We start from the raw sequence: 8,729 nt of genomic DNA, 5'->3' as shown, positions 1-8,729 counted from the left end.
TATCTCTAGATAGAGAGTTTGTTGTTTGGAATGAATAAATTTTTTCAAATAGTTCGCTTTTCCACCCCCCCGTACCATGAAACTCAGGAAAACGCAAAACTGGTACTAAGGATTTTTTTTCTAGTTTAGTCATTCTGTGATTCCGCTCCATCATTCTCTTGGTAGTATTGAAAGTTTTTCATTATTAGCCTAGAGCGAAAGAACCCCACCCTAACCCTCCCCTTAGCATGGGAGGGAACAAGACCCCATCCTCCTCTTCCTGCTCCTCCACCTGCCAAGGGGGAGGCCGGGAGGGGGTTCTTCACAAGAAAGCTTCCGCCCACACTAAACGACCGCTTGCTTAATAACTTCACAAACACTCTCCAGCTCTTCCATAACTTGCTCATTGGTAAAACGCAAAACCCGCAACCCCAAGCTGTATAGATAGGCATCTCGTATCCGGTCATATTCTTGTGCATCCTCAGTAAAGTGACTATCACCATCCACTTCGATCACCAGTTTCTGCTCTGGACAATAGAAATCGACAATATAGTGATCAATCCCATGCTGTCGCCGAAACTTTACCCCCATTTGTTTACCACGCAACATCTGCCACAACGCTTGCTCTGCGGGTGTAATATTTCTACGCAAATCCTGCCGCCGCTCCTTATAACGCGGCTGGTTGAATATTTTTCCTGTCATAAGCCCCCTACTCTAGTCCTCACCTTTGCAATCTCTATACGCATAAGAACCCCACCCTAACCCTCCCCTTGGCATGGGAGGGAACAAAACCCCAGTCTCCTCTCCCCACTCCTCCACCTGCCAAGGGGGAGGCCGGGAGGGGGTTCTTACCCACCTGCCAAGGGGGAGGTCGGGAGGGGGTTCTTAGGAGGCCGGGAGGGGGTCACTCATACGCACTCAACCCTGAAATTTCCCGTCCCTCCGCGAGCTTATTCAAATAAGGCAGCAGCTCCTCCATCAAGGCCAACTCCGCCACACGCCGCTGTTTCCACCCCAAATCCAACGGCTCCAACAGATCAGTAAGCTGCTCACCATCAAAAATCATCCGACTCATGACCGTATCCACAAACGCTTGCAAAGCTTCGACTTTCAACCCATGCCGCTCCGCAATACCTACCAAAACAGCAATAGCTTTTTGTACTTTATATCCCTGATAACCCTCACGAATATCATTTTCCTGCAAGGGACTATCGGTTGGCAGGCTGTAAATATAGGGAATAATATCCTCACGCTCACCTAGCATATTAGCGTTGGAGCTGATCATATCAACCAATTGCTCGCGGGACATTTTGCTCTTGCCGCCCCCTGTGGACTCTGCAATCAGCTTCATAATATAGTCGTGATCAATCAAGCTGGAAGCAAACAGCACCAAATCAAACTCCAATTGCTGCACATCAGCCTCGGTCGTTTCAGGTTTGCCCTGTTTGCGCCGGAGATCCAGCGCCGTCTCGATATACATCGCTTTAAAACCGCGCAGGGTATCGGTCGGTAGACGCTCTTCAATCACGGCTTTGCTAGCAGTATCAAGGTCGGTGTATTGCGCCAGTTGAGTCTTGAGCTTTTGTATTTCCTTAAAATGATTGATAAAGCCCGCCTTGGCATTATCGCCTTTAAGATTCACGACTTGTGATGGCTCACAGGCTAGCCCTTTTTCTGCCATGAATTTTTCCAGCTTGTCTACCGCTGCCGTATACTTCGCCACGACTTGCGGGGCAGACTCAACCAGCCAGATTTCTTTTGCCTTATCCTTATCTTTACCAGAAAACAGCTTGATGGCTGCATCCACCTCCGTCTCCTGATAACGAAAATCGAGGATATTACCCCACGGTTTCGTATCGTTCAGCACTCGATTAGTACGCGAAAACGCCTGAATCAAACCGTGATACTTAAGATTTTTATCCACATACAGGGTATTGAGATACTTAGAATCAAAGCCCGTCAGCAACATATCAACCACAATAGTGATATCAATCTTGTTGTGACGCGGATAGTCTGCATTACTGTATTTGTGGTCTTTAATCCGCTGCTGCACGTCCTGATAATACAGATCAAACTCATTGAGCGTATGGTTCGTGCCATACTGCTGGTTATAGTCATCAATAATGGCTTTGAGTGCAGCCTTCTTTTGCTCTGGCTCTTGCTCATTGTCGGCCTTTTCCGTGGCTAGATCTTCTTGTAGCTGCTGCACATCCTTATTACCCTCGGCAGGTGGCGAGAACACGCAGGCGATATTCAGCGGTATAAAGTTTTCATCCTCCTGCTGTCTTTGCGCCTGTATTATTTTAAACCGTTGGACATATTCAATGGCATCATTAATAGACGCTGTGGCAAGAATGGCATTGAAGCGGCGTTGATCCGTGGCACTGTCATGCTTGTCTAAAATAGCCTTAATGACCGCTTCCGGTGCTGGAGTCTGTCCCTTTTTCAGCTTTTTCTCGCTCTCCGCACCAAAGTAATCAATATGAAAACTCAGCACATTCTTATCATCGATAGCATGGGTAATGGTATAGGCGTGTAGTTCCTTCTCGAAAATATCTTGCGTGGTTTTGAATGAGCCCTGATTACCGTCGATTTGTTGATAGCTAGCGTTATCCTCAAAAATCGGCGTGCCGGTAAAACCGAATAATTGCGCCTTAGGGAAAAAAGCTTTAATAGCCTTATGATTCTCACCAAACTGAGAGCGATGGCATTCGTCGAAAATAAAGACCACACGCTTATCACGCAGCGGCTCTAACCGCTCCTTATAGCTTTGCTGGCCTTGTTTTTGTTTACTTTTATTGCGTTGGCTGTTTTCGTCCAGTGCTAACCCCAGTTTCTGAATAGTCGTGACGATCACCTTATCAGCATAGTCATCCGACAGCATGCGTTGTACTAGCACCTCGGTATTAGTATTCTGCTCCACACAGCCTTCTTGGAATTTATTAAACTCCTCGCGGGTCTGACGGTCGAGGTCTTTACGATCCACCACAAATAGGCATTTGTGAATATCGTTATTATTTTTCAGCAGCGTCGATGCCTTAAATGAGGTCAGGGTTTTACCACTGCCGGTGGTATGCCAGATATAACCATTACCTCGGTTTTGGTAAATGCAGTCCACGATAGCCTGCACGGCATAGATTTGATAAGGGCGCATAATGAGAATTTTCTGCTCACTCTGCACCAGCACCATATAGCGGCTGATCAGTTGCCCAAGGCTGCATTTTTCAAGGAAGCTATCCGCAAAATCATGTAGATGGGCGATTTTATTATTCTCTTCATCTGCATGCTGATAAATCGGTAAAAAACGCTCATCGGCATTGAAGCTGAAATGCTGAGCGCGATTATTAGCAAAATAGCGGGTATCGTTGCCATTACTGACAATAAACAATTGCATAAAGCACAGCAGCGAATGGGTGTAACCATTACCCGGATCATTGCGGTAGTCAATAATCTGCTCCATCGCTCGGCGTGGGCTGATTTGTAGGGTTTTTAGCTCAATCTGTACTAAGGGCAGCCCATTGATAAGCAAAATCACATCATAGCGCTGAAAACTATTTTCGGTATTAAGACGTAACTGATTAATGACTTCAAATTCGTTTTTGCACCAGTCACGCAAATTGACCAGCATATATTCTAATGGCGTACCATCTTCACGGGTGAGTTTGCCTTTTTCGCGTAGGGCTTGAGAGGCAGCGAATACATCAGTAGTCACGATTTCATCGCGCAAACGGGCAAACTCGGCTTCTGTTAGTTTGACACGATTCAGTGCCTCAAATTTCTGACGAAAGTTTTGCTCTAGCATGGCTTTATCGCGGATGTCAGGGCGATAGGTATATTTAAGGCCAATTAGTTTATTAATAAGCCCTTGTTCGATTTGACTTTCTTTTGTCATATGCCCGACCTTGCCATAAACGCATCGATAGCTAGTATTAGCCAACAATGGTTAAGATTATTTAGGGGTTTTAGGAAAGGTTGCATCATAACAGTACCAAAACTGGAGTGCCATGCATGCCCCAATCCAAGCGACTGAAACAGTCGATTGATTATCAATCTAAACACTTAGAACACGCAATTTCAAACCATTTTCCACCCAAAACTCGCCAAAAAGTTAAAGTGTCATGATAAAAATCCTAACCGGCCTAGGGCGGGTCTGCTACAATCATTATCCCTTTTCTAAGCGGTATAAACCGTCATTGATTACTTAGGAGTACGTCATGCTCAAAGTTGGTTTTGTTGGTTGGCGCGGTATGGTGGGTTCCGTTTTAATGGAGCGCATGCAAGCCGAGCAGGATTTTCAGGGTTACGAGCCGGTATTTTTCACTACCTCTCAAGCAGGCAGTCCAGGGCCTGATGTAGGCTTTGGTGCAAAGCCTTTGCAGGATGCAATGGACATCGATACATTGGCTCAGATGGATATTATTGTTTCCTGCCAAGGCGGCGACTACACCACCGCAGTCTATGACAAGCTCCGCACGCAATGGAATGGCTATTGGATTGATGCAGCCTCCACCTTACGCATGAAGGATGACGCCATTATTATCCTTGATCCGGTCAATCGCCGCGTGATTGATGCCGGCTTAGACAATGGCATTAAAAACTACATTGGTGGTAACTGCACCGTTTCATTGATGCTGCTCGCTCTCGGTGGCCTCTTTGAAAACAATCTGGTCGAGTGGATGACCAGCATGACCTATCAAGCGGCCAGTGGTGCGGGTGCTAAAAACATGCGCGAACTACTCACCCAAATGGGCGAACTCAATGGTGAAGTGGCAGACCTCTTGGCTGATCCCGCCTCGGCGATTTTAGACATTGACCGCAAAGTCACCGCTAAACTCAATGATGGCACCCTCTCCACTGAAAACTTCGGCGCACCTTTAACCGGTAGCCTGATTCCGTGGATTGATAAAGCGTGGGAAAACGGTCAAACCAAAGAAGAATGGAAAGGTATTGCCGAAACTAACAAAATCCTAGGACGTAAGGATGCTGATATTATTCCGGTCGATGGTCAATGTGTGCGGATTGGCGCTATGCGCTGCCACTCGCAAGCCTTTACTATTAAATTGAAAAAAGACTTGCCGCTTGCAGAAATTGAATCCTTAATTGCCGCACATAATCAGTGGGTGAAAGTAATCCCCAATGATAAGGCCTCAACCTTAGCCGGACTCACCCCCGTACAAGCCTCTGGTAGCCTCAGGATTCCGGTCGGGCGGATTCGTAAGCTCAATATCGGGCCTGAATATATCACAGCCTTTACCGTAGGTGATCAGTTACTGTGGGGTGCAGCAGAACCTGTGCGGCGTATGCTACAAATTGCAGTGGATTATATTAAACGTACTACCGCCTAAGCCCTAGGGTTAGCTAAAAACCTACCTTACTAAAACTACTAGCAAGGTAGGTTTAAGTGACGCTAATGGGCTACTCTTAATGTACAGGTTACGTCATTTGACTTCACCACTCATCGGATTTTTCCTCTTTGCCAGCCCTAAACCGACTTTCTCTACTATGCTTGGCTACGAGTGTTTAAACCCTGAAACTATTATAAGAAAGATGACTATATTTTATCCCATTTCATCCAATCACCTTGCCGATCTCGATTGTGCGTAAAATTTTTACAGTTATTTTGCTCGTCTATGGCTTCAATTTGTTAGAACGCTTAATAAGCATGGATAAGCAGTTCTTAGATAGCACGCTTGATACTAGCGCGAGTGTTGATGCAGCTATTATTTTTTTAGTTTATAGCGGCCTGATCTTGCTCGTCGCACTATTAATTCTAATCGTTGGCTGGCCTTTTAAATGGCTACGCTACTCAATATTACTTTTTGTATTATTAATGATTGGCTTAGGCATAACGTCTATAGAATTTAATAAGCTCTCTGAGCCACTCATACTTAAAATTCAAACCATGCTCCAAGCCACTAACCTACCATCTAGCCTGCATTTTCCGCCCTGATTAAATCAATAATCCCACCTAATTCAGGTATATTACCTAACCTACTCCAGTAAATAATACTTGACTGGCTCTAAGCTAGTCGGGCAATAATGAGACTATTGGGAATTAGACGTAAAAAGCTGATAGACTAGTCAAATTATTAAAACCCACCCTATTATATAAGAGTATCTTAATACTTGACCTTTGGTTAGATACTTTATCTAACGGGGAGTTTACTTTACTTATTAACTCCATCTATAGATCAAGCTTGCTAAACGACTGCAGTGCTTAGCATTAATGGGACTACCTAACTATATGTAGGGCTTTACACATGGTCAATAGGGACTCTAGCTGTGATTATGGACTTAGAAGCACAGGTGCATGCAGAACTCGAACAAATTTGTCAAAGCCCTGACTTTGCCTCAAAAAAACAAACGCAAAACTTCCTGCGTTATATTGTTAACGAGACATTAGCCGGGCGTGGTAGTCGGATTTCTCAATATGCACTAGCCATTGAAGCCTTAGGTAAGCCTGCTGACTTTAACCCCAATGAGGACTCCAGTGTACGCATGCAGGCTAATAGATTACGTAAATTATTAGACAAATATTATAGCAAAAAACAGCAGACCACCTCCATCTCAATTACCTTACTCCCCGGCAGCTATCAACCACACTTCAAAAGCTCTAACCGATTTTCTAACTTATTAGAAAAAACTCATGCCGTCAGTAGCCTATCGATGGGGCCTAAGGTATTAATTAATACTTATCATAATACTGAGCAGTCTAATGACACCTTAAAAAAGATTACTTATGAGATACACTCTGGTATTTCATTACTACTAAGCCGCTTTAGAGAAGTCAGAATTATCATTGAAGAGATAAAAACTAAGCCACCAGAAAATCATGATGAGTTTAGTTTAATCTGGGAAAAATATCAGGCTGAGTTTTTATTAGTTATCAATACCTATCTAAATGATAATTATTTTGAGTTACATTACACCGTGACTCATACCCTAACTAATCATATAGTAGGTAGGCATAAAATTAAGCTTAATCTTAATTACTATCCTCGCAACTTAGATCTACTCTATAAAGAACTCTTAGAAAATACTATTAGCCTGCACAAAGGTATTATATTAGGTTTTTGGAGTAAGTATTGGTATCATCAAGCGAATATACCAGAACACTATCAAGTTTTAGTTAAACATATTTACTTCATGCAAATCGATAGTAGTCTTCATAACTTAGGTATTAGCATTGATATTTGTGAAAAAAGACTGCAACGTTATCAAGATGATGCCTTAGCTGCCTTGCATTATGCTATTTTATGTCTCTATGCCTATATAGCACACTATCCTTTAAAGCAACCTATTATAGAACTATGGCCTGCTTTAGCCCGTAAATCCTTAGAGCTTAATCCCTGGAATGCGCTAGCACATGGTATTTATGCCATTACTTGTGCGCTACGAGGTGATTATGATTTATGTAAAATCGAAATTACGGCTGCTAAAAAAGCAAATCCCTTAGATAATTCTTGTAGCTATTTAATGGCAGTAGGTTTATGTAGCTTAGGTCATTGGAGTGAGAGCATTCCCTTATTACAAGAAGCGGCTCATATTCATTTAGATCACCCTAAGCCTTTTAAATTAATACCTTGTTTGTATTTTTTTAGAAAAGGGCAAATGTTAGAGCTAGCTGATACCAGTTCTTGTGAACTGAATGCAAAAATGCTGTGTTTAGTTGGGGATTGTGGCAAAAACAAACAAAAAAATTGCTTTTCTAATATAGATAACCTAGTCAATGATTATATTAAACAATCAGAAGGGGCTATTAATAATCGCAATGTAACTATTAATAACCCCTTAACCACTTTATCTCACTTTACAAATAATAAGTTCTAGACTAAGCGAAAAACTATTATTATCATTTAAAAGAAAAATTTTATTTCTATCAAAGCTAGCAACAACAGCAAAAAGATAGGGGGTTTAATATATAAAATAACTACTTACTATACAGCGAAAGGTATGCTACTCATAAAAGCCACTTTAACAATCATTTAGCAAACCTTTAAAACGATGGATACTTTTCTATAAAAATTAATTAATAATTAACTGCCAATACAATTTGAAAGTTCTCTTTAGTATTATTGGGGCCTTTTACCCAAAAACTTTTAGCTAAGAAATAATTTTTTGTATTACTCTGAATATAAAGCTTATCCTCAATTTCATACGTTTTAAGCTCTTTTTGTACCGCAGGCATATGCGCTAATGTACTCCAAGTCACTTTACCGGTATCAGCGTTAATAACATAGGCATATCCACCACTGCCATCTAACGCATAAGTACCAATGAGCTGCGCTAAACTACTAGCCATTGCCTCATCTTGTACAAATCCTTGATCAGACTCATACTCTAAATGTCCTAATAAATCATACAGTAATGGCTCTGATTTATTTTTTAGTAATAGTGCATCAACTACCTCAGAGTTTGCCCAAGCACTACCCAGATTAACTTAACAACCATCAGCTAAAGCTGAAGGGTTAGTGACAAGGACTAAAGTCCGGATACGGGTCGAATAGACCCGTCTAGTTTTCTGTCTTAAAGTTGTCATCTATCCTTGGCTCAAAATGATGCTCTAAGTACGCCTTGATCATCTCCTCGGTCAGCTCACCTGAGGTCGCACAAAAATAACCCCGTGCCCAAAAATGCTGTCCCCAATAGCGCTTCCTTAAATCAGGATAACTCTCAAACAGCTTGGTCGCACTACGTCCCTTTATCCGACGCATGATCTCGCTCGGTGCTAGTTCAGGCGGTGCTGATAA

7 protein-coding genes are annotated in these 8,729 nt (G+C 42.6%); 3 read left to right on the top strand and 4 right to left on the bottom strand.

The features are described from left to right. Positions 1-324: 324 nt before the first annotated feature. The gene (locus tag A3IK_RS0114870) at positions 325-681 is read right to left on the bottom strand and encodes an endonuclease domain-containing protein (RefSeq protein WP_020560781.1); all 357 of its coding nucleotides are present in this window, start codon (positions 679-681) and stop codon (positions 325-327) included. A 202-nt stretch (positions 682-883) separates the two neighbouring features. Next, positions 884-3,871 carry a type I restriction endonuclease subunit R gene (locus tag A3IK_RS0114865; RefSeq protein ID WP_020560780.1) on the bottom strand — a complete coding sequence of 996 codons (2,988 nt, stop codon included), beginning with the start codon at positions 3,869-3,871 and terminating at the stop codon, positions 884-886. Between the two features lie 322 nt (positions 3,872-4,193). Here A3IK_RS0114865 and asd point away from each other — a divergent pair, with 322 nt between their 5' ends. The 3 genes from asd to A3IK_RS0114850 all read left to right on the top strand — a co-directional run bounded on the left by asd (position 4,194) and on the right by A3IK_RS0114850 (position 7,809). Continuing rightward, entirely contained in the window at positions 4,194-5,324 is a 1,131-nt protein-coding gene (asd, locus tag A3IK_RS0114860) for an aspartate-semialdehyde dehydrogenase (RefSeq protein WP_020560779.1), read from the top strand. Between the two features lie 317 nt (positions 5,325-5,641). Then, complete coding sequence (locus A3IK_RS0114855; protein ID WP_162596669.1) at positions 5,642-5,929, top strand: hypothetical protein; 288 nt, start codon at positions 5,642-5,644, stop codon at positions 5,927-5,929. Between the two features lie 332 nt (positions 5,930-6,261). Continuing rightward, positions 6,262-7,809, top strand: coding sequence for a tetratricopeptide repeat protein (locus tag A3IK_RS0114850; protein WP_020560777.1), 1,548 nt, complete (start codon positions 6,262-6,264; stop codon positions 7,807-7,809). 199 nt (positions 7,810-8,008) lie between these two features. On the opposite strand, the gene A3IK_RS0114845 is transcribed toward A3IK_RS0114850, so the two are convergent. After that, the gene (locus tag A3IK_RS0114845) at positions 8,009-8,281 is read right to left on the bottom strand and encodes a hypothetical protein (protein WP_020560776.1); all 273 of its coding nucleotides are present in this window, start codon (positions 8,279-8,281) and stop codon (positions 8,009-8,011) included. Positions 8,282-8,492: 211 nt separating this feature from the next. Then, positions 8,493-8,729: IS200/IS605 family transposase (gene tnpA / locus A3IK_RS19675; protein WP_020559117.1), on the bottom strand; the 237-nt coding region annotated here is incomplete at its 5' end.

The organism is Thiofilum flexile DSM 14609, from assembly GCF_000380185.1.
In the GTDB taxonomy this organism is placed as follows: domain Bacteria; phylum Pseudomonadota; class Gammaproteobacteria; order Thiotrichales; family Thiotrichaceae; genus Thiofilum; species Thiofilum flexile.
The sequence above is the reverse complement of the archived record's forward strand: the minus strand, read 5'-3'. Positions and strand labels throughout refer to the sequence as shown.